Origin of the sequence: Embleya sp. NPDC020630 (assembly GCF_044334985.1) — a bacterium.
Lineage (GTDB): Bacteria > Actinomycetota > Actinomycetes > Streptomycetales > Streptomycetaceae > Embleya.
The window spans coordinates 226,644-244,247 of sequence record NZ_JBIRUB010000002.1 but is presented as its reverse complement, the minus strand read 5'-3'; the positions used below and the strand labels follow the sequence as shown (position 1 = coordinate 244,247).

Genomic DNA, 17,604 nt, shown 5'->3' with positions numbered 1-17,604 from the left:
CCCCGCTCGGTCGGCGCACGGGCGGCGGTCGACGGCGTCCGCCCGGACGGGTGCCGCCGAGGCGGACCGCATCACCCGCCCGGCCGCCTGACCTGCGGTTCCGATCGCGAGGATTGTCCTGTGAACGTCAAGGGAGCTACAGTCCGTTTCCGACCGACCCCCGAGACGTAAGGCGACGTAGGTGACGGACGTTCGCTACCCGAGTGCGGAGCAGCAGGCTCGCCACGGGTCGGACACCGAGGGTGCGTATTCCCCCTACGGCTCGTCCGACCCGGCCCACGGCGGCTACGACCAGGGCTACGGGTACGGCGCGAACGCCTACTCGGCCGACCCGAGCGGCGGTTGGCCCGCGGTCGACCCATCGGGTGGTTGGGGTGTACCGGCACCCGCGTACGACGGATACGACACCGGCACCGGCTACCCCGCGGCGACCGGCTACGCATCCGGCGGGTACGCCGCCGTCGACCACTCCGGCACCCAGTACTCCGCCGTCGGCTACGACACCACGGGCCAGGGCACGGGCGGCTACGACGCCTCGGGGTACCAACCCGCCTACGACGCCTCGGGATACGTCCAGGTGCCGGGGCAGGACGGCTACGGCAACGGCTCGTCGGAGGACTACACCGGCGCCTACGGCTACTCGGCGATCCAGGACACCGGCTACGGCACGCAGACCCAGACCTGGGCGGTCGCCGACACCGCGGTGCAGGATCCGGCGCCGGGCCCGTACGTCGACCCCGCGTGGGACGGCGGCTCGAACACCGGTATGTGGTACGCCGCTTCGGACACCGCCGCGTGGGAATCCGACACCTGGTACTCCCCCGTCCCGGTGCGCGACGACGCCGACAGGTGGTCGGGCGGCAACCGCTCGGCGACGGACCTGTTCGACGACGGCACCACCCGTGCGCCGGTCGAGCCCGCGTTCGATGTCGACGACCATGACCGCAGCGTGCCGGCCCACACCGACACCGACACCGGGGCCGACGCGGACGACGCGCGCGACGAGCGGCGGGCCGAGCCGGCCGGGAAGCCGAAGGTCAAGGCCGCCAAGGAGACCAAGGAAGCCAAGGAGCCCGCCGACAAGACCCGGGTGAAGCGCAAACGCGCGTTTCCGCTCACCGCCGGCGCCCCGCTCGCGGTGATGGGCGCGGCGGCGATGGCCGTCGCGGCGGTCGGCGGCCTGCACACCGCGGGCGCCGAGACCAAGGACGCGGACCCGGTGGCCGGCGGCGAGGACCTGCCGCTGATGTCGCCGATGGACAAACAACTGGTGGATCTCCAGGTCGGCGCCGAGGACTTCGCCGAGCGCGCCAGTCGCGCGCAGACCCGGGTCTCGCTCCAGGAGCGCCAGGAACAGGCCCAGCAGGACCAGGAAGCCGAGCGCAAGCGCCGGGAGTCCCTCAGGCCCAAGTACGTGCTCCCGGTCGCCCAGAAGGGCCTCAGCGCCTATTTCGGCTCCTCCGGCTCGCGCTGGGCGCACACCCACACCGGCATCGACTTCCCGGTGGACCTGGGCACCCCGGTGCTCGCGGTGATGGACGGTGTGGTGCGCACGCAGGTGAACACGGCATACGGGAACATGGTGATCCTGACCGGCAAGGACGGCACCGAGACCTGGTACTGCCACCTGACCCGGGCCAAGATCCGCTCCGGCCCGGTCAAGGCGGGCGACGTGATCGCCTACAGCGGCGACACCGGCAACAGCACCGGCCCCCATCTGCACTTCGAGGTCCGCCCCGGCGGCGGCGCCCCGATCAACCCGCTGCCCTGGCTGCGGGCGAACGGCCTCGACCCGACCTGAGCGCGGCGCGCGGCGGGGATCCGGGACCTATCGTGGACGGATGAGCTCATCCGAGGCGCAGTTCACCGCCGAGACCGGCAACCGTGGCGAATTCGTCCGACAGGCCAACCGGTTCACCGGGCGGCCGGAGCCGGAGCGCGGGCGATATCAGCTGGTCGTGTCCCTGGCCTGCCCGTGGGCGCATCGGGCGATCATCGTCCGCCGACTGCTCGGGCTCGAGGACGCACTGGGCCTGTCCGTGGTGGACCCGATCCGGGACGAGCGCGGGTGGCGGTTCACCAACCACCCCGACGGACGCGACCCGGCGACGGGGCTGGCGTTCCTCGCCGACGCCTATCGGGCCAGTGACCCCACCTATGCCGGTCGGGTGACCGTACCCGCGATCATCGATCTGACCACCGGGCACGTGGTCACCAACGACTATCCGCAGATCACCCTCGACCTCTCCACCCGCTGGACCGCGCTGCACCGGGCCGGCGCGCCCGATCTGTACCCCGAGCACCTGCGCGCGGAGATCGACGCGATCAACGCGGACGTGTTCCGGGACGTGAACAACGGCGTGTACCGGTGCGGGTTCGCCACCTCGCAGGACGCCTACGAGGAGGCGTTCGACGCGCTGTTCGCCCGGCTGGACCTGCTGGAGAAGCGGCTCGCCGGGCAGCGCTTCCTGGTCGGCGAGTCGATCACCGAGGCGGACATCCGGCTGTTCACCACGCTGGTCCGGTTCGACGCGGTCTACCACGGCCACTTCAAGACCAACCTGCGCAAGCTGACCGAGTACCCGGTCCTGTGGGCCTACGCCCGCGACCTGTTCCAGACCGAAGGCTTCGGGGACACGGTCGACTTCGACCACATCAAGCGCCACTACTACGTCACACACAACGCGATCAACCCAACCGGAATCGTCCCGAAGGGCCCCGACCCGGCCCTGTGGCACACCCCACACGACCGCGGCTGAGCACACCCGCGACACACGGCGCGGGGGCGCGGAGGCGTGACGCGAGGCGCGAGGCGCGCGCGGACGCGGTACGGGGCTCGGCGCGCGGGAACGGGCGCGGAGGTGCGAGTGATGCGAAGACGCGGGACGTGGGGCGCAGCGCATGGCGCAGGGCGCGCGGCGCGAGAACGCGATACCGGACGCCGCGCGTGCCGCGCGCGGACGCGGTACGCGGCTCGGCGCGCGGGAACGGGCGCGGACGGGGCAGCGCGGAGACGCGGGCGCGGAGGTGCGGGGCGCGGTGCCGAACCGAGGCGCGGGCGCGAAGCGGCAGAGGGGCGGGCTCGGAGGTAGCGGGTGCGGACCCGGGGCAGTGCCCGCCGCGTACGCGCGAGGGGGCGGGTGGGAAGTCGGCCCACCCGCCCCCTCGTCGTATCGGCCACCGGCGTCGGCTACTTGGTCGGGTCGACGGGCGGCGGGGTGCCGTCCGAGCCGCCCTCGGACGCGGCCGGGGAGGCAGCCGCCGGAGCGGCCGAGGATCCGGCCGGTGAGTCCGGCTCGGCCGGCGCTTCGATCACGGCCGAGATCTCTGTCTCGTCTTCCGCCCCGACCTCGGCATGACTCCCGGCCCCGGCACGGGATGTGACCTCGACGCCGGCCCCGGTCTCGGTGTCGGTCTCGACGTCAGTCGTGAGGTCGGCGCCAGTCTCGATGCCAGTCCTGAAGACCGTCCCGATCTCGCCGCCGGACTCGACATCCCTCCCGAGGCAGGTCCCGGTCTCGGTGTCGGACTCGGCGCCAGTCCCGAAGCTCGTCCCGATCTCGACGTCGGACTCGATATCCGTCCGGAGGTCGGCCCCATCCTCGACGCTGGACTCGGCGTCCGGCCCGAAGCCGGCCCCGGCCTCGATATCGGACTCGGCACCGGTCCCGGAGTCGGTGCCGATCTCAACGCCGGTCTCGAGGTCGGCGTCCGTCCCGAAGGCGGTCCCGGTCTCGGCGCCGGTCCCGAAGGCGGCCCCGGTCTCGGCGCCGGTCCCGAAGGCGGCCCCGGTCTCGGCGCCGGTCACGGAGGTGGTTCCGGCCTCGATGCCGGGCTCGATGTCCGTGCCCAGCACCGTGGTGGTCTCGGGGTGGGGCGGCCGGCCTGGGCGGGTTGTCGGGTCCGGGGCGGTCCCGGGGGCGGCTGTCGGACGGGGCTCGGGGTCGGATCCGGTTTTCGGGTTCGGATTCGGGTTCGTTCCGGTGTTCTCGCCGAGTGGGCCTACGTGCTCCTCGTGTCCGTCTCGGCCCACGAACGCCGTGCCGCCCGGCTCCGGCGGCGCCACCGGCGCGAAGAACCGGGCCGGCGGCGCGGGCGCGTCGGAGCGGCCGGTCGGCAACATCGACCACAGGGCCCCGGCGAGGCCCGCCAGGCCCACCCCGATCGCCGCGGTGGCCAGTGACCATTCGGGGCTCATCAGCGCGTGACCGCCCGCCCGCAGCAGATACGCGAACGCGATGCCGGTGAACACCACACCCGCGATCAGGGCCATCGGGTCGAAGCGCTGCCTGTTCGTCCTCATCGGGATTCGCCCTCCATCCGGGTCACGCCGTTCCTCGGTGTCGTGCTCATCGCGGCAGCCGTCCGTGGTCGTCGTACAGCAGTTCCACCTGGCCCACGCCGACCTTCAGGTCCAGCGTGATCGTGCCGCGCTCCGGCTGCGCGATCGGCTCCAGCGTCTCGCTCCGGTCCGGCCGCCAGCCGTCGTCGCGCCCGCTCGTCGTGCGCACGTCGCCCACGTCGGAGCGGCCCTTGAACACCACCCTGACGTCCTTGGGCACCCACACCTGGATCTGCCCGGCGCCCACCGTGGCCTTGACCGTCGCCGCGCGGGCCGGCCCAAGGTCGAGGCTGCGCAGGTCCAGGTCCAGGTCGCCGCCGCCGAGGTGGTACGACGCGGGCAGCGCCGCGACCGAGGTCGGCGTGTACGTGCGCTCCCCCCACGGCCCGGTCAGCGGCACGGTGATCGCGGTCAGCCCGGCGAGCAGCGCGGTGAGCGCGAGGGCGGGCAGGATCAGCAGCCGGGCCCGGCCGAACCAGGTGCCCGCGATCAGGCCCAGACCGACGACGCCGAGCACGATGGCCACCGCGACGGTGAACGTCACCTCGACCGCGTCGCTGCGGTTGAGCACCCACAGCAGGCCGCCGACCATCGTGGCCACGGACAGCGTGGCCAGCGCCACGTACGAGCGCGGACGCTTCGCACCCTTCTCCGGCTCGTCGGCCGCGACCGGCTTCGCGGGCGGCTTCCCGCCCTCCGGCGCCGAGCCGCCACCGGGCACCTGCCACCACATCGGCGGTCCCGGCGCGGTGTCGCCGGCCGGGACGGTGTCGACCGGCGCGGGAGCGCTCGCCATCGCCGCGACCCCCACCGTGCGCGCGGCGGCCTCGGACCTGCGTTTCGTGTCGGTCCAGACCATGAACAGGACCACGGCGGTGATCATCATCAGCGGGACCGACGGGCCGAAGCCCGAGTCCAGGTACGTGAAGAACAAGGCGACCCCCATCACGGCGACCACGGTGGCGGCCGTCGCCCCGCGGTCGAACTTCCCGGAGAGCACCCGGCGCAGCACCGGCTGCTCCTCTCCACGGGCCGGGATCAACAGCCAGCCCAGGCTGTACACCAGTACGCCCACCCCGCCGAAGAGCGACAGCACCGCGAAGACGATGCGGAAGATCACCGGATCGAGGCCGAAATGCTCGCCGAGCCCGCCGCACACGCCGGAGACCATGCGGTCGTCGACGCTGCGCAGAAGTTGGGGTCGAGTGGTCGTCGTGGGCGCCGCGGACGACCCCGGAGGGCCGCCCGGGACGTCGCCGGCCCGGTCGCCGGCCGAGACACCGGGTTTCATGTCGTCGTTCATGGGTCCATCGTGGCGTGCGCACGGCCCCGTTCCCATCGGGCTCCGCCCTGGTCGACCCCTGGTCCGACCCTGAGGGGGAATCAGGGTCGGGCCCTGATGCGCCCCGGCTTGCCGGCGTGTGACGATCGGTCGTGTGACCGCCGTATATCCGCCCCCCGCCGCGCCGAACCGGCCCGCGTACCCGACGCCGAAGCTCCGCCGCGCCGCGTCCCACCGGTTCGCCGGCGGCGTCGCGCGCGGCCTGGCCGAGCATCTCGGCGTCGAGGTGGTGGTGCTGCGCGTCGCCTTCGTCGCGCTCGCGTTCTTCGCGGGCCTGGGCGTGGTCCTGTACGCGGCCTTCTGGATCTTCGTACCGCAGAGCGTGACCGACGCCGCCCCGCCGAGCCGCGAGCGCGGCCGGGAGCGGCATCAGGCGCTCGCGCTGATCATCGTGCTGATCGCGGCGACCATGCTCACCGGGCTCGGGACCGACACCGACGCCGGTTCCGGCGACTGGTTGTGGCCGCTGCTCGTGGCCGGGCCCGGGGTGATCCTGCTGTGGCGTCAGGCCGACGAGTCGCAGCGGCAGCGCTGGTTCTCGCTGGACGGGCGCAGCCGGGTGGCGGGTTGGCTGCGCGCCCTGATCGGCGCCACGCTGGTGGTCGCGGGCCTGATCTTCTTCTCGCTCGGCCGCGGCGGTATCGGCGACGCGCTGGCCGCGATGCGCGGCGCGGGCCTGCTTCTGGTCGGCCTGCTGGTCATCTTCGGCCCGTATCTGCTGCGGCAGACCCGCGAGCTGGGCGCCGAGCGCCGGGCCCGCATCCGGGCGCAGGAGCGGGCCGAGGTGGCCGCGCACGTGCACGACTCGGTGCTGCACACGCTGACCCTGATCCAGCGCCAGGTGGAGGACCCGCGCGAGGTGGCCCGGTTGGCACGGGCGCAGGAGCGCGAGTTGCGGGCCTGGTTGTACCGCCCCGACGGCGAGGAGCCGGACCGCACCTTCGCCGCCGCGCTGCGCGGGGTCGCCGCCGAGGTGGAGGACGCGCACGGGGTGTCGATCGAGATCGTGTGCGTGGGCGACTGCCCGGTCGACGACCGGCTCTCCGCGCTGATCGCCGCCGCGCGCGAGGCGATGGTGAACGCGGCGAAGTACGCGGGCGGCGCGGCGATCTCGGTGTTCGGCGAGGCCGACGAGGACACGGTCACGGTGTTCGTCCGCGACCGCGGGCCCGGTTTCGACCCCGACTCCGTACCCGCCGACCGGCTGGGTGTGCGAGAGTCCGTGCTCGGGCGCATGCGCCGCAACGGGGGCGCCGCGAACATCCGCAGCGAACCCGGCGAGGGCACCGAGGTCGAGCTGGAGATGCGCCGCGCCGACGCCGGCCGGTCCGCTGTGGGAAGGACGAACACGTGAACACCACCGAGACGAGTAGCGCACCCGTCGAGGGCACGCCCCGCACCCGGGTGGTCCTCGTCGACGACCACCGGATGTTCCGCACCGGCGTGCGCGCCGAGATCGGCGAAGCGGTCGAGGTGGTCGGCGAGGCCGACGACGTGGCGAGCGCGGTGGCCGTGGTCACCGAGACCCGCCCCGAGGTGGTTCTGCTCGACGTGCACCTGCCCGGCGGCGGCGGGGTCGAGGTGTTGCGCCGGTGCGCGTCGCTGATCCCGGCGGTGCGCTTCCTGGCGCTGTCCGTGTCGGACGCCGCGGAGGACGTGATCGGGGTGATCCGGGGCGGCGCCCGGGGCTATGTGACCAAGTCGATCACCGGCGACGAGCTGATCCGCGCGATCGGCCGGGTCGGCGAGGGCGACGCGGTGTTCTCGCCGCGCCTGGCGGGCTTCGTACTGGACGCGTTCGCGGCCACCGACGTGCCGCCGATCGACGAGGACCTGGACCGGCTCACCCAGCGCGAGCGCGAGGTGTTGCGGCTGATCGCGCGCGGCTACGCCTACAAGGAGATCGCCCGCCGACTGGTCATCTCGGTCAAGACGGTGGAGACCCATGTCTCCGCCGTGCTGCGCAAGTTGCAGCTGTCCAACCGGCACGAGTTGACCCGCTGGGCGACGGATCGGCGACTGGTCTGACCGGTCGCGGTCCCCCGGCACATACGACGGCGCCCGTCCTCGGAACGAATCCGAGGACGGGCGCCGTCGTATGTGCCGGGGGATCGAGGGCTCTAGCCGGGGCGGATGGCCGCGAGGAACGGCATCGAGTCCAGCGGCGCCTTGGTCACGGTCTTGCCCGGACGCGGGGCATGCACGATCTGGCCGTTGCCGATGTACATGCCCACGTGGCGGTTGTCCGAGTAGAAGAACACCAGGTCGCCCGGCTGGAGGGCGCTCTTGGCGATCCTGGGGCCGTCGTTGATCTGGGTCCAAGTGGTGCGGCTGAGTGAGACGTTCGCCGCCTTCCAGGACGCCTGGGTCAGGCCCGAGCAGTCGTACGAGCCGGGGCCCTCGGCGCCGGAGACGTACGGCTTGCCGATCTGTGCCAGCGCGAAGTTGATCGCGGCCTGGGCCCGACCGGAGGCCGGGACATTGGTCGCCGGCGCGGTGTCCTTGTCCTTGTCCCGCGAACTGCGGTCGTTGCCCCGCGTGGTGTCGTTCGCGTGCTCGTCCGAGTCGAGGACTTCCTTCTTCTGCTGCTCGGTGAGCGTGTTGAGCAACCGCTGCGCCTCGGCCAGCTTGGCCTGGATGTCGGTCTTGTTCTTGTTCAGGTCGGTGCGCAGCTTCTCCAGTTCCGCGAGCTGCGAGGAGGCCTCGGTGCGGTCCTGCTGGAGAACTCGGGCCTGCGCCGCGATCTGCTTCAGCTTCGCGGCCTGCTGGCCGTCGAGCTGGGACAACATCTGCGACTTCTGCAGGTAGCCCTCGGGGTCGCCGCTGAGCGCGAGCGAGAGCGACGGCGGGAGGCCGCCGCTGCGGTACTGGTTGGCCGCCAGGACACCGATCTGGTCGCGCAGGGCGTTCAGCGCGGCCTGTTCCTCGGTGATCCGGGCCTGCGTCTGGTTCGCGGTGCCCTGCTGCTTCTCGATCTGCTCCTCGACGCCGTTGGCGGCGTCGGTGGCCTTGATCACGTCACTGTGCAGCTGGTTGACGCGGTCCTTGGTCTGCTGGAACGACTGCGCGGGGTCCGCGCTCGCGGTGCCGGCGAAGGTCATCACGCCGGTCATCGTCGCGGCGGCCGTAACGACGGTCGCGGCGGTACGCACGGCGGTGCGCGGCTTGGGCTTGCGGTGTTGCCCGGGTCGACGTTGGGACGCCACTGGTGGCGGGTCTCCTTCCTCGGCCGCCTACCGGGTTAGCTGACGGGTTCGGGCGGAAGAAGGCGCCCTACGGTGCCGAAGCACCGATTCACCCCAAGGGACTGCGAGGGTCCCCGGTTCCGGCTGCGCGTCGCGACGACCGTGGTTGCCCACCGTCACCGAAACCCGTCACCGAATTCGGCGGAGGCGATCGTGTCGACCGGGTGGCCGACCTCGAGCCGATCGCCTGCCGCAGAACACTAGTCACACGCGTGTCAGGACCATCACCATTGGCCTTCGTATTGCCAAAACTTTACCAATGTCACCGTTTCCATCTCCGCGTATCACGGGAAAAGCGCCCGGATTCCCTAAAGTCGATCTTGATCCCTTTTGGCGATCTTTAATGGCATTCGACCGATGGTGAGGCGTGAACCGCCGCCGGCTAGGCTGCCGGACGGCGGCGGGGACTTGGCGTCGGCGCCGAGAACGCCGGCCGGATGCCCACCGGGGCGACGATCGACGAGGGGTTGTACGACGTGGACGTTCTGCGGCAGATCCTGCTGGTGCTGCACATCGTGGGCATCGCGGCCCTGCTCGGCGGCTTCCTCACCCAGATGTCCGCGCTGCGCACCGGCGACGTGCGGATCGTGCCCGCGATGACGCACGGCGCGCTGACCATGCTCGTCACCGGCCTGGCCCTGGTGGGCGTGGTGCAGTCCGGCCTGGACCGGGACGTGGACACCGCCAAGATCGGCACCAAGCTCGGCATCCTGCTGGTCATCCTGCTGCTGGTGTGGGGCAACCGCGCCGCGGACCGGGTGTCCGCGCGCGTCCTCGGCGCGATCGGCCTGCTGACCGTGGCGAACATCGCCATCGCCGTGGTGTGGACCTGAGCCGCCGGTCCCGCCGCCGCTAGCGGGTGTCCACCACCCGGAACACCTCGGCCATACGTCCGGCGCCCAGGTCGAACCGCGCCGCGTTGCCCTCCAGCATCGACACGACGTGCTCGCGCAGTTCCGGTAGATGGCCCGTCTGGCTCTCGTGCGACAGCAGCGCCGCGATCTTGCGCTCGAACACCTCCGTCACGTCCACCGCGTGGTTCGGCGCCGCGGTCGGCGACAGCCAGGTCTCCGGCACCGTCCACTCCTTCAGCCCCTCCGCCTCCAGCAGCTCGGGGTGGGCGAACGGGTTGCGCGCGTCCGGATAGATCGCCCGCATCGCCGCCTCGCCCGCCTCCAGGTGGTCGGGGTGGCTCGGCGCCAGCCGGGCCCAGTCCCGCTCCGGACTCGGGATCACCATGCGCTGCGGGCGCACCTGCCGGATCACCCGGCTGATGTCGCGCCGCAGTTCCATGGAGGCCGCCAAGCGCCCGTCCGGATACCCCAGCCAGTACAGCTGCCGCACCCCCACGTGCGCCGCCGCCGCGCTCTGCTCGGCCCGCCGGATCCCGCCGATCTCCGACCGGGGCACCGCCGGATCGAACCCGCCCGCGTCCCCGTCGGTGACCAGGCAGTAACTCACCTCGATGCCCGCCTCGGTCCACGTGGCGACCGTCCCCGCCGCCCCGAAGTCGATGTCGTCCGGGTGCGCGGCCAGCACCAGGACCCGCTCCACGTCGCGATCGTCCAGCACGATGTACTCCCTTGACGGTCGACCCGATGTCCGACGGGGCGAAGATGGTTTGTCGGCGCAATGATCCCTGCCCGCGACAACGACCCGGGCACGACCCGCCCGACACCCACCCAGGGCGTGTCTTCTGTCCCGCGCCGAGCACCACGACGCCCGGCACCGCACCTCGCCGCCCCGGCGAACCACCCGAATAGAACCACTATGCGGGTGCTCCGCCGGCACGCCGATGCACGGCACCGGACGCCGCGGAGCCCGACGCGGGACAGAAGACACGCCCTAGACTCGGGGAACGATGAGCAGCCTCTTCGACGACATCCCCCTGCCCGGTTTCGACACCGCGGCCAAGAAGTCCCCCGCCGGCTCCGCGGACGAGATCCCGCTGCCGCCCGAGCCGGACGAGAACCACGTGTACGGCCTGCCGGAGGACTATCCGGACGACCTGTACGAAGGCCAGTACGCACCGCCGCCCGAGCCGCGCGACGCCTACTACCGCAACGGCGCCCCGCGCCCCGTGGTGGACCCGGCCCGGCTGCTCGACGGGATGAACCCGCAACAGCGCGCCGCGGTCGTGCACGAGGGGTCCCCGCTGCTCATCGTGGCGGGCGCGGGCTCCGGCAAGACCCGTGTGCTGACCCACCGCATCGCCCACCTGCTCGCCTCCCGGCACGTGCACCCCGGCGAGATCCTGGCGATCACCTTCACCAACAAGGCCGCCGCCGAGATGCGCGAGCGGGTCGAGGCGCTGGTCGGGCCGCGCACCAAGGCGATGTGGGTGTCCACCTTCCACTCGGCCTGCGTACGCATCCTGCGGCAGCAGTACAAGAAGCTCGGCATGAGCTCCTCGTTCTCCATCTACGACTCGGCCGACCAGCAGCGGCTGATGGCGATGGTCTGCCGCGACTTGGACCTGGACCCCAAGAAGTTCCCGCCGCGCAAGTTCAACGCGCAGGTGTCCAACCTCAAGAACGAACTGATCGACCACGAGGACTTCGCGGCCAAGGCGATCAACGAGTCCGAGCGCATACTGGCGCAGGCCTACACGATGTACCAGGAGCGGCTGCGCCAGGCCAACGCGCTCGACTTCGACGACCTGATCATGACCACGGTGCACCTGCTCCAGGCGTTCCCGGACGTCGCCGAGCACTACCGGCGACGGTTTCGGCACGTGCTGGTGGACGAGTACCAGGACACCAACCACGCGCAGTACACGCTGGTGCGCGAGCTGGTCGGCGGCGCGGCCGGCAGCGGCCCGCGCCTGACGGTGGACGGCGAGTTGGTCAACCCCGCCGAGGCCGGGCTCGTCGGGCTCGAGCCGGCCGAGTTGTGCGTGGTCGGCGACGCGGACCAGTCGATCTACGCGTTCCGCGGCGCGACCATCCGCAACATCCTCGACTTCGAGGCCGACTACCCGAACGCCACCACGATCCTGCTGGAACAGAACTACCGCTCCACGCAGACCATCCTGAGCGCGGCCAACGCGGTGATCGAGCGCAACAGCAACCGGCGCGCGAAGAACCTGTGGACCGACGCCGGCGCCGGCACCCCCATCGTCGGCTACGTCGCGGACGACGAGCACGACGAGGCGCAGTTCGTCGCCGACGAGGTGGACCGCCTCACCGACGCGGGCCACACCAAGCCGGGACAGGTCGCGGTGTTCTACCGGACCAACGCCCAGTCCCGCGTCTTCGAGGAAGTCTTCATCCGGGTCGGCCTGCCGTACAAGGTCGTCGGCGGCGTGCGCTTCTACGAGCGCCGCGAGGTCCGCGACGTGCTCGCCTACCTGCGCCTGCTGGCCAACCCCGACGACACGGTCTCGCTGCGCCGGATCCTGAACGTGCCCAAGCGCGGCATCGGCGACCGGGCCGAGGCGTGCCTGGACGTGCTCGCGACCCGCGACCGCATCCCGTTCGCCCAAGCGCTGCGCCGCGCCGACGACGCGCCGGGGCTGGCCAAGCGCTCGGCCAACGCGGTCAAGGGCTTCGTCCGGCTCCTGGACGACCTCACCGCGGTGGTGGACGGCGGCGCGGGTCCGGCGACCGTCCTGGAGGCGATCCTGGAACAGAGCGGCTACCTCGCCGAGTTGCAGGCCTCCAGCGACCCGCAGGACGAGACCCGGATCGAGAACCTTCAGGAACTCGCTGCGGTGGCACTGGAGTTCGAGCAGGCCCAGACCCAGGAGGGCGGCTCGGGCACGCTCGCCGACTTCCTGGAGCGAGTCTCGCTCGTGGCCGACTCCGACCAGATCCCCACCGACGCCGAGGACGGCGGCGTGGTCACCCTGATGACCCTGCACACCGCCAAGGGCCTGGAGTTCCCCACGGTCTTCCTCACCGGCCTGGAGGACGGCGTCTTCCCGCACATGCGCTCGCTCGGCGACGCGAAGGAGTTGGAGGAGGAGCGCCGGCTGGCCTACGTGGGCATCACCCGCGCCCGCGAGCGGCTCTACGTCACCCTGGCGAAGATGCGCAGCGCGTGGGGCGCGCCGTCGTACAACCCGCCGTCGCGCTTCCTGACCGAACTGCCGGAGAAGCTGGTCGACTGGCGCGGCACCTCGCCGTCGGCGGCCAAGACAATGTCGGCGACGAAGTCGACGGTCGGCTCGCGCGGCGGCTTCGGCAAGGGCGCGCAGATCAAGGAGCGCCCGGCCATCGCGCTGTCCCCGGGCGATCGGGTCACCCACGACAAGTTCGGCCTGGGCACGGTGGTGTCCACCGCCGAGACCGGTGACAAGGCGAAGGCGACCATCGATTTCGGCGCGGGCGGCGAGAAGACCCTGCTGCTGCGCTACGCGCCGGTACAGAAGTTGTAGCGCCGCTCGCGTCGAGACGACGGGACGAGTGCGGGCCGGGTCGATGTCCTCGACCCGGCCCGCTCGCGTGTTCCGCTCCGGTCAGCCCGCGATCTGGATCTCGTACGGCGCCGACTCCACGCCGGAGGCGGACACCACGCACAGCTCCACCCGGCCCGGTTCCACGTCGACCGGGACCGGGACGACCACGCACGCGTCGGAGGGGTTGGCGAAGCCGGTGTCGGCCGGGATCAGCGGTGCGTGCACGTGGACCGCGCCGAACTTGACCACCACGCGCGCCAGCAGGTCCGCCTCGTGCGAGCCGCCCGCCGCCAGGTTGATCCCGCGCACCTCGATGTCGTCGCCCTGGCGGACCGCGGAGTCCAGGTCGCCGCGTGTGCGCACGCGCACCACGGACAGGATCACCGGGCGGTCGTTCTCCGCCAGCTTGCCGGCGAGGTAGGTGACCACCGAGACCACGGCGAGCGCGACCAGCGTGGCCGGGATGTCCGGGAGCCGATCGGGGTCGCGGGCCAGACCGACCACGACGAAGCCGACCGCGACCAGGTTGACCAGGACGTACTGGGCGTCCACGAACGAGGCCCGACCCGCGTCGTCGGTGACCAGGTCGCGCAGCGCCGCCTGGTCGGCGCGGAGCTTTTGCAGCACCCGGCGGCCGACCTTGTCGCCGACGATCCGGCGTACCGCCACCGCGGCGAGCAGCGGCGCCGCCACCAGGGTGATCTGGTCGAGCGCGACGTCGCCCAGCCGATCGAGCAGCCGGTCCCGCTGTCCGTCCCCGGAGGCCGCGGCGAGCCGCATGCCCAGGAAGGCGAAGCAGTACATCAGCGCCACCATCCACAGCGCGGCGACCGCCTTGGAGGTGGACAGACGCCCGTCCAGGCCCCGGACGGGCGCGAACACGCCGCCCCCGGCCCGGGCGGCCCAGCCGACCACGCTGAGCGCTCCGGCGACCACCACGGCCGCCACGATCCCGGCGGTGCGCGAGCCGGTCCAGCCCGCGCCGATCGCGGTCAGCGCCTGCACCAGGACGAGCACGGCGACCAGGAACCACAGCACGATCAGCGCACGACCGCCCAACACCTGTAGCCAGGCCCGTCCCTGGGCCCGCCGTATGGTGGCCAAGTCCTGGGCCTTGCCCCGCAGTTCGTCGGAGATCCACTGGCGCGCGCCGCCGTCGGAGTGGGCGACCGCCGAGGGCACACCCTCCTTGCGGGCCAGCGCCCGCCGCAGCGTCTCGAAATCGGCGACGGTCCTGCGGTATTCCTCCCGGACCACGCAATGACAGTCCGGTCCGTGCACACCGACACCGTGCGCCACTTCGCCACGCCCTCCCCACCACCACATACGAACGTGCTCGTTCAGCGGCACATTGTGCCGCATCCGAGGGGGCCGTACCGGCCCGGTCCGGCGATCGCGCGCAATCTCGATCGAAGACCCGCCGCGAGGCCAACCCCCGTATCCCACAAGGCGTCCCGCCGGCTCGTCGGCCCGGTCGCGGCGGGCTCCGGGAACGCCGCCGGCCCCCGTCCGAAATCGGGCGGAGGCCGGCGAAAGCACGTGCGATCGAGGGGGGTGGACCCGATCGAGCGCAGCGGGCGGAGCGACGCGGGAGGCTACTCCCACTCGATGGTGCCCGGAGGCTTGCTCGTCACGTCGAGGGTGACCCGGTTGATCTCCCGGACCTCGTTGGTGATCCGGTTGGAGATCCGGGCCAGCAGGTCGTAGGGCAGGCGCGACCAGTCGGCGGTCATGGCGTCCTCCGAGGACACCGGACGCAGCACGATCGGGTGGCCGTAGGTACGGCCGTCGCCCTGGACGCCGACCGAGCGCACGTCGGCCAGCAGCACCACGGGGCACTGCCAGATCTCCCGGTCGAGCCCGGCGCGGGACAACTCCTCGCGGGCGATCGCGTCCGCCTCGCGCAGGATCTCCAGCCGGTCGGCGGTGACCTCGCCGATGATCCGGATCCCCAGACCGGGGCCCGGGAACGGCTGCCGCCAGACGATCTCCGACGGCAGGCCCAACTGCTCGCCGACCGCGCGCACCTCGTCCTTGAACAACTTGCGCAGCGGCTCGATCAGCTTGAACTGGAGGTCTTCGGGCAGCCCGCCGACGTTGTGGTGCGACTTGATGTTCGCGGTGCCGGTGCCGCCGCCGGACTCGACCACGTCCGGGTAGAGCGTGCCCTGGACCAGGAACTCGACCTCCTCGCCGTGCGCGCCCGCCTCGGCGACCACCTCGGCGGCGGCCTGCTCGAAGACCCGGATGAACTCGCGCCCGATGATCTTCCGCTTCTCCTCGGGGTCGGTCACCCCGGCGAGCGCGGTCAGGAAGCGCTCCTGGGCGTTGACCACCTTGAGCGAGACCCCGGTGGCCGCCACGTAGTCCCGCTCGACCTGCTCGGGCTCGTCCTTGCGCAGCAGGCCGTGGTCGACGAACACGCAGGTGAGCTTGTCGCCCACGGCGCGCTGGACCAGGGCCGCGGCGACCGCGGAGTCGACCCCGCCGGACAGGCCGCAGATCACGTGCTTGTCGCCGACCTGCTCACGAATCAGCTCGACCTGCTCCTCGACGATGTTGACCATCGTCCAGTTCGCCGCGAGCTTCGCGCCCACCTTCAGGAAGCGCTCCAGGATGGCCTGGCCGTGCTCGCTGTGCATCACCTCGGGGTGGTACTGCACCCCGTACAACCGTGCCTCGTCGTTCTCGATCGCGGCGACCGGCGCGCCCGCGCTGGTCGCGGTGACCGCGAAGCCGGCCGGCGCGGCGGAGACCGAGTCGCCGTGCGACATCCACACCGACAGGTCGGCGGGCAGCCCGTCGAACAGGGTGCTTCGCGTACCGGTCACGGTCAGCGGGGTGGCGCCGAACTCGGCGAGACCGGTCTTCTCGACCACCCCGCCCAGGGTCTGCGCCATGGCCTGGAAGCCGTAGCAGATGCCGAGCACCGGGACGCCGGCCGTGAACAGCGCCGGGTCGATGCTGGGCGCCTCGTCCGCGTACACCGAGGAGGGGCCGCCGGACAGGATGATCGCGGCCGGGCGCTTCGCGAGCATCTCCGGCACGGACATGCTGTGCGGCACGATCTCGCTGTATACGCGCGCCTCGCGCACCCGGCGGGCGATGAGCTGGGCGTACTGGGCGCCGAAGTCGACGACGAGGACGGTTTCGGTGCCGCCTCCGTCCGGGCTGGCAAAGGTCACGAGGGGCCTTCCGGCGAAGCGAAAAAGGGGTGTACGCCGATTCTACCGGCGTCGCGCGGGTGACCCCGGCTGGTGTCCGCTCCCGCCGTCGCGGCATACTGACGCCATGTCCTCGTTCGGCGTGACGCGCAGCTTTACCTATGGCACCGGGATCCCCGGCGCCGCCGTCACCGCCTGAACGCAGCACAGCCACAGGCAGACGAAGACGCCCCGGGTCCGGTACCCGGGGCGTCTTCGCGTTCGTGTCGAGGCCCCGGATCCGACCCCTTCCGGAGAGCAGGCCGCATGGACGACACCACCACCACACCGCCGCAGACGCCCGAGGACGTGATCGGCGCGGGCCGCGCCCGCATCGACGACCTCGACCGGCGGATCATCGCGCTGATCACCGAGCGGGTGGACATCTCCGCCGAGATCCAGCGGGTCCGCGTCGCGTCGGGCGGCGCCCGCGTGCAACTGTCCCGCGAGATGGAGGTCATCGCCCGGTACCGCGAGGGGCTGGGCAAGCCGGGCACCACCGTCGCGCTGACCCTTCTGGAGTTGTGCCGCGGTCGGGTCGGCCCCCGGGCGTAACCTCATCGCGCCGGCGGTCGTTGTGACTGATGGCCGGCCCGCTTCATGCGCGGGCCGGGCACCGCAAGGCCGCCGACGCGATGAGGCGCGCTCACCAGCGCGCCGTGGGACCTCGCGTTGGTGCCGTGACCGGGACGCAGGGGACAGCAACCGGTCACAACCCCGCCGGCGGCCGGCGTCGGGGACGCCCGACACCGGCCGCCGCGCCTTGGGTCGATCCACGGATCGACCCCCGCGCGTCGGGCCTCGGCGTGCCCCATTCACCACGAATCCCACGCACCGCGAAAGCTGCGCAACGCGGATCTTTCACACCAAAGCCGCCGGCAGCGCCAAGAGTAGCGGGATTCGGTGCCCCCATCGGTGGTTCCGGCGAAGGGCGCGACCGGCTCGGGGGCGTCCGGTTAGCGCAAATGATGATCATTAATCGGTCGATAAATGTCATTTTGCCCCGAATTGGCAGTCCCCCGCTCGGCCATGCTCGGCGAACGGAATTCACCCTTGCGCCGTCTCGCGCCCCG

At 71.8% G+C, this 17,604-nt stretch carries 13 protein-coding genes and 1 riboswitch; of the genes, 7 read left to right on the top strand and 6 right to left on the bottom strand.

Annotated elements, in window-relative coordinates; all coding sequences use genetic code 11:
• Positions 1-181 precede the first annotated feature (181 nt).
• Together ACH4XV_RS07250 and ACH4XV_RS07245 are read left to right on the top strand one after the other, a co-directional pair.
• Positions 182-1,801 (top strand): M23 family metallopeptidase, encoded by a 1,620-nt coding sequence (locus tag ACH4XV_RS07250; RefSeq protein WP_395787376.1) that lies wholly within the window; start codon positions 182-184, stop codon positions 1,799-1,801.
• Positions 1,802-1,841: 40 nt separating this feature from the next.
• Entirely contained in the window at positions 1,842-2,759 is a 918-nt protein-coding gene (locus tag ACH4XV_RS07245; protein ID WP_395787374.1) for a glutathione S-transferase family protein, read from the top strand.
• Positions 2,760-3,190: 431 nt separating this feature from the next.
• Here the strand turns inward: ACH4XV_RS07245 and ACH4XV_RS07240 are convergent, their stop codons facing one another.
• A complete protein-coding gene (locus ACH4XV_RS07240; RefSeq protein ID WP_395787372.1) occupies positions 3,191-3,856 on the bottom strand; it encodes a hypothetical protein in 666 nt (221 codons plus the stop codon).
• Between the two features lie 493 nt (positions 3,857-4,349).
• Positions 4,350-5,645 (bottom strand): PspC domain-containing protein, encoded by a 1,296-nt coding sequence (locus tag ACH4XV_RS07235; protein ID WP_395787370.1) that lies wholly within the window; start codon positions 5,643-5,645, stop codon positions 4,350-4,352.
• A 133-nt stretch (positions 5,646-5,778) separates the two neighbouring features.
• Here ACH4XV_RS07235 and ACH4XV_RS07230 point away from each other — a divergent pair, with 133 nt between their 5' ends.
• Complete coding sequence (locus tag ACH4XV_RS07230; protein WP_395787368.1) at positions 5,779-7,038, top strand: PspC domain-containing protein; 1,260 nt, start codon at positions 5,779-5,781, stop codon at positions 7,036-7,038.
• Positions 7,035-7,712, top strand: a complete 678-nt coding sequence (locus tag ACH4XV_RS07225; protein WP_380005324.1) for a LuxR C-terminal-related transcriptional regulator — start codon at positions 7,035-7,037, stop codon at positions 7,710-7,712. Before ACH4XV_RS07230 ends, ACH4XV_RS07225 begins: the two co-directional genes overlap by 4 nt.
• Before the next feature lie 92 nt (positions 7,713-7,804).
• Here the strand turns inward: ACH4XV_RS07225 and ACH4XV_RS07220 are convergent, their stop codons facing one another.
• A complete protein-coding gene (locus ACH4XV_RS07220; protein ID WP_395787366.1) occupies positions 7,805-8,890 on the bottom strand; it encodes an NlpC/P60 family protein in 1,086 nt (361 codons plus the stop codon).
• A gap of 9 nt (positions 8,891-8,899) precedes the next feature.
• A riboswitch (cyclic di-AMP (ydaO/yuaA leader) is annotated at positions 8,900-9,038 on the bottom strand.
• A 367-nt stretch (positions 9,039-9,405) separates the two neighbouring features.
• Here ACH4XV_RS07220 and ACH4XV_RS07215 point away from each other — a divergent pair.
• Entirely contained in the window at positions 9,406-9,762 is a 357-nt protein-coding gene (locus tag ACH4XV_RS07215; RefSeq protein WP_395788619.1) for a hypothetical protein, read from the top strand.
• 19 nt (positions 9,763-9,781) lie between these two features.
• Here ACH4XV_RS07215 and ACH4XV_RS07210 read toward each other — a convergent pair whose 3' ends face one another.
• Complete coding sequence (locus tag ACH4XV_RS07210; protein ID WP_395787364.1) at positions 9,782-10,501, bottom strand: PIG-L deacetylase family protein; 720 nt, start codon at positions 10,499-10,501, stop codon at positions 9,782-9,784.
• 289 nt (positions 10,502-10,790) lie between these two features.
• Here ACH4XV_RS07210 and pcrA point away from each other — a divergent pair, with 289 nt between their 5' ends.
• The gene (pcrA, locus tag ACH4XV_RS07205; protein ID WP_395787362.1) at positions 10,791-13,307 is read left to right on the top strand and encodes a DNA helicase PcrA; all 2,517 of its coding nucleotides are present in this window, start codon (positions 10,791-10,793) and stop codon (positions 13,305-13,307) included.
• Between the two features lie 81 nt (positions 13,308-13,388).
• Here pcrA and ACH4XV_RS07200 read toward each other — a convergent pair whose 3' ends face one another.
• Positions 13,389-14,585 carry a hypothetical protein gene (locus ACH4XV_RS07200; protein WP_395787360.1) on the bottom strand — a complete coding sequence of 399 codons (1,197 nt, stop codon included), beginning with the start codon at positions 14,583-14,585 and terminating at the stop codon, positions 13,389-13,391.
• A 338-nt stretch (positions 14,586-14,923) separates the two neighbouring features.
• Positions 14,924-16,513, bottom strand: a complete 1,590-nt coding sequence (gene guaA / locus ACH4XV_RS07195) for a glutamine-hydrolyzing GMP synthase (protein WP_395787358.1) — start codon at positions 16,511-16,513, stop codon at positions 14,924-14,926.
• A gap of 285 nt (positions 16,514-16,798) precedes the next feature.
• Here guaA and ACH4XV_RS07190 point away from each other — a divergent pair, with 285 nt between their 5' ends.
• A complete protein-coding gene (locus ACH4XV_RS07190; protein ID WP_395787356.1) occupies positions 16,799-17,086 on the top strand; it encodes a chorismate mutase in 288 nt (95 codons plus the stop codon).
• Positions 17,087-17,604: the final 518 nt, after the last annotated feature.